Origin of the sequence: Streptomyces sp. NRRL B-24572 (assembly GCF_002156145.1) — a bacterium.
Taxonomy (GTDB): Bacteria; Actinomycetota; Actinomycetes; order Streptomycetales; family Streptomycetaceae; genus Streptomyces; species Streptomyces vietnamensis.
This window is the reverse complement of the sequence record NZ_MWIG01000249.1, coordinates 1-2663: the sequence shown is the minus strand read 5'-3', so window position 1 is coordinate 2663 and position 2663 is coordinate 1. Positions and strand designations below refer to the sequence as shown.

3 protein-coding genes are annotated in these 2663 nt (G+C 73.6%); 1 reads left to right on the top strand and 2 read right to left on the bottom strand.

Features of this window, described 5'->3' with window-relative positions; all coding sequences use genetic code 11:
* A partial coding sequence (locus tag CCN56_RS15585; RefSeq protein WP_179199856.1) for a TetR family transcriptional regulator C-terminal domain-containing protein occupies positions 1 to 457 on the top strand: 457 nt, incomplete at its 5' end.
* A gap of 16 nt (positions 458 to 473) precedes the next feature.
* Here CCN56_RS15585 and CCN56_RS15580 read toward each other — a convergent pair.
* Positions 474 to 1388 (bottom strand): LysR family transcriptional regulator, encoded by a 915-nt coding sequence (locus CCN56_RS15580; RefSeq protein WP_218779415.1) that lies wholly within the window; start codon positions 1386 to 1388, stop codon positions 474 to 476.
* 51 nt (positions 1389 to 1439) lie between these two features.
* The coding region (locus CCN56_RS15575; RefSeq protein WP_086827407.1) for an aspartate ammonia-lyase at positions 1440 to 2663 on the bottom strand (1224 nt) is incomplete at its 5' end.

Here is a 2663-nt window from a genome sequence, read left to right as displayed (position 1 = left end):
CGAGCTCGACGACCTCGTCCTGGAGGTGCACCGGGACGCCGTGGAGGGCTATCTGGCCTCCCGGCAGCGGGCCTACGACGAGGCGGCCCCCGACGATCCCGCCGCGCGGCTGCGGGCCCTCCTGGACAGCGGTCTGCCGAGCATGACGGACGACCCGGTCCACGGGCTGCTTTACGAGCTGCACCGGCGCGCCGGCCGCAGCCCGGGCCACGCCGAGCTGATGGCCTCGCTCTTCGCGCGGGAGGTCGCGCTCTACACGACCGCCCTCGCGGTGGGCGCCGCGACCGGCGGTTTCACGCTCGCCGCGGCCGCGTCGGACCTGGCGCACGGGCTTGTGGCCCTGGAGGACGGCTACGGACTGCACATCGTCAGCCGCAACGCCGCGCTGCGCCCCGACAGGGCCCGTGAACTGCTCCTGGCCCACGCCCGGACGGTGACGGGCCGGGCCGACCTCTGAAGCGCGAGATCGCCGTTCAGGCCCCGGTCGGCCGGGCGGCGATCTCCCGCAGCAGGTCCATCACCGCGCGGGCGCGGGCGGTCTGCGCCACGCCCCCCACCGTGGCGAGCTTGACTTCGAGCGGCGGTCCGCCGTCCTCGAGGCGGAGCTCCGCGATCTCGCCGCCGCCGTACGTCTGACTGGTCGCCGGCCGCTGGTTGAGCACCGAGTAGCCGAGTCCGCGCGCCACCAGGGAGCGCACGGTCTCGTAGCTCTGGGTGCGGTAGCGCACGTCGGGCGCGGTGCCGGTGGCGGCGACCAGCGAGCGGAAGTAGTCGCGGCTGTGGGGCAGGTCGAGGAGGACGAGCGGTTCCCCGGACAGTTCGGCCAGCTCGACGCCGTCCCGGCCGGCCAGCGGGTGACCGGCCGGGACGATGACGTACGCCGGGGCGCGGGCGACCGTCTCGGCGTCCAGGTCCGGCTCGGCCGACAGACCGAGGTCGTAGGTGAGCGCGAAGTCGACGCGCCCCGCCGCCAGGGCCTGGACGAGCTGGTCCGACTCCGCCTCCACGACGTCGAGCTCGATGCCGGGATGGCGTCGGGTGCACTCGCTGAACAGGGCCGGCAGGTAGTACGGGGCCAGGGTCACGAAACAGCCGACGGCCACCGGACCGGACAGGGACTCGCCGTCCCCGCGGGCCTCCCGCTCGACCTCACGGGCGCGGGCGAGGAGCTCCCGCGCCTGCTGCCGGAGCCGCTCCCCGGCGGGCGTGAGCACGAGGCCCCGGCCCCGCCGGCGGATGAACAGCTGGACCCGCAGGTCCTGCTCCAGGTTGTGGACGGCCGTGGACACGGCGGACTGCGCGATGTGCAGCTCGGCCGCCGCCTCCGTCATCGAGCCGCGTTCGGCGGCCACGAGGAAGTAGCGGAGCTGGACGAGTGTGAAACCCACTGGTGACGTCATGCGTGGCCCTCGCGCCTGGTGATCCGGTCGGTTCCGACCTTATGCGGCGCCGGTCGGCGACAGGCCCGTCAGGGCTGCGGGGCTCGTCAGCCGGTCGAGTTCCGCCTCGGTCAGCAGCGCCCGTTCGCGTACGAGGTCGAGCGCGGGCCTGCCGGTGTGGTGGGCCTCCAGGGCGAGGGCGCAGGCGGTCTCGTAGCCGAGTGCGGGGCCGAGCGCGGTGACGAGGCCGGTGGAGGCGGCGACGGTCTCCGCGAGCCGGTCCCGGTTGGCGGTGATGCCCCGCACGCAGTGCTCGGTGAGGACGCCGATGCCCGCGGTGAGGTGGTCGAGGCCGGCGCCGAGGCTCCGGTGGATGACCGGCCCGAAGGCGTTGAGCTGGAGCTGCCCGCCCTCGGCTGCGAGGGTGACGGTCACGTCGTTGCCGATGACCTCGAAGGCGATCTGGTTGACCGCCTCCGGGATCACCGGATTGACCTTGCCGGGCATGATGGACGAACCGGCCTGCCGTGCGGGGAGGTTGATCTCGCCGAGTCCGGCCTGCGGCCCCGAGGACAGCAGGCGCAGGTCGTTGCAGATCTTGGAGAGCTTCACGGCGACGCGCTTGAGCACCCCGGACAGGTGGACGAAGACGCCGACGTCCTGGGTGGCCTCGACGAGGTCGGGCGCGGACACGAGCGTCGGGATGCCGGTCAGCCGGCGCAGGTGCTCCACCGCGCGCTCCCGGTAGCCCGGGCGTGCGTTGAGCCCGGTGCCGATCGCCGTGCCGCCGAGGCCGAGTTCGTGCAGCAGTGGTCTCACCTCGGCGAGCCGCCGCTCGTCCTCGGCGAGGGTGGCGGCGTACGCCCCGAACTCCTGGCCCAGCGTCATGGGCACGGCGTCCTGCAGCTGGGTGCGGCCCATCTTCAGGACGTCGGCGAACTCGGCGGCCTTGTCCTCGAAGGCGCCGCGCAGACCGGCCAGGGCGCGGAGCAGCTCGCCGACGTGTGCGTCGAGGGCGAGTTTCAGGGCGGTCGGGCAGACGTCGTTGGTGCTCTGGCCGAGGTTGACGTGGTCGAGGGGGTGCAGGGCCGCGTACTCGCCGCGGGAGCGGCCGAGCAGTTCGAGGGCTCGGTTGGCGATCACCTCGTTGGCGTTCATGTTGGTCGACGTGCCCGCGCCGCCCTGGAAGAGGTCGACCACGAACTGCTCGTGGAGCGCTCCGTCACGGATCTCGGCGCAGGCGTCCGCGATCGCCGTGGCGCGCGTGCCGTCCAGGGCGCCGAC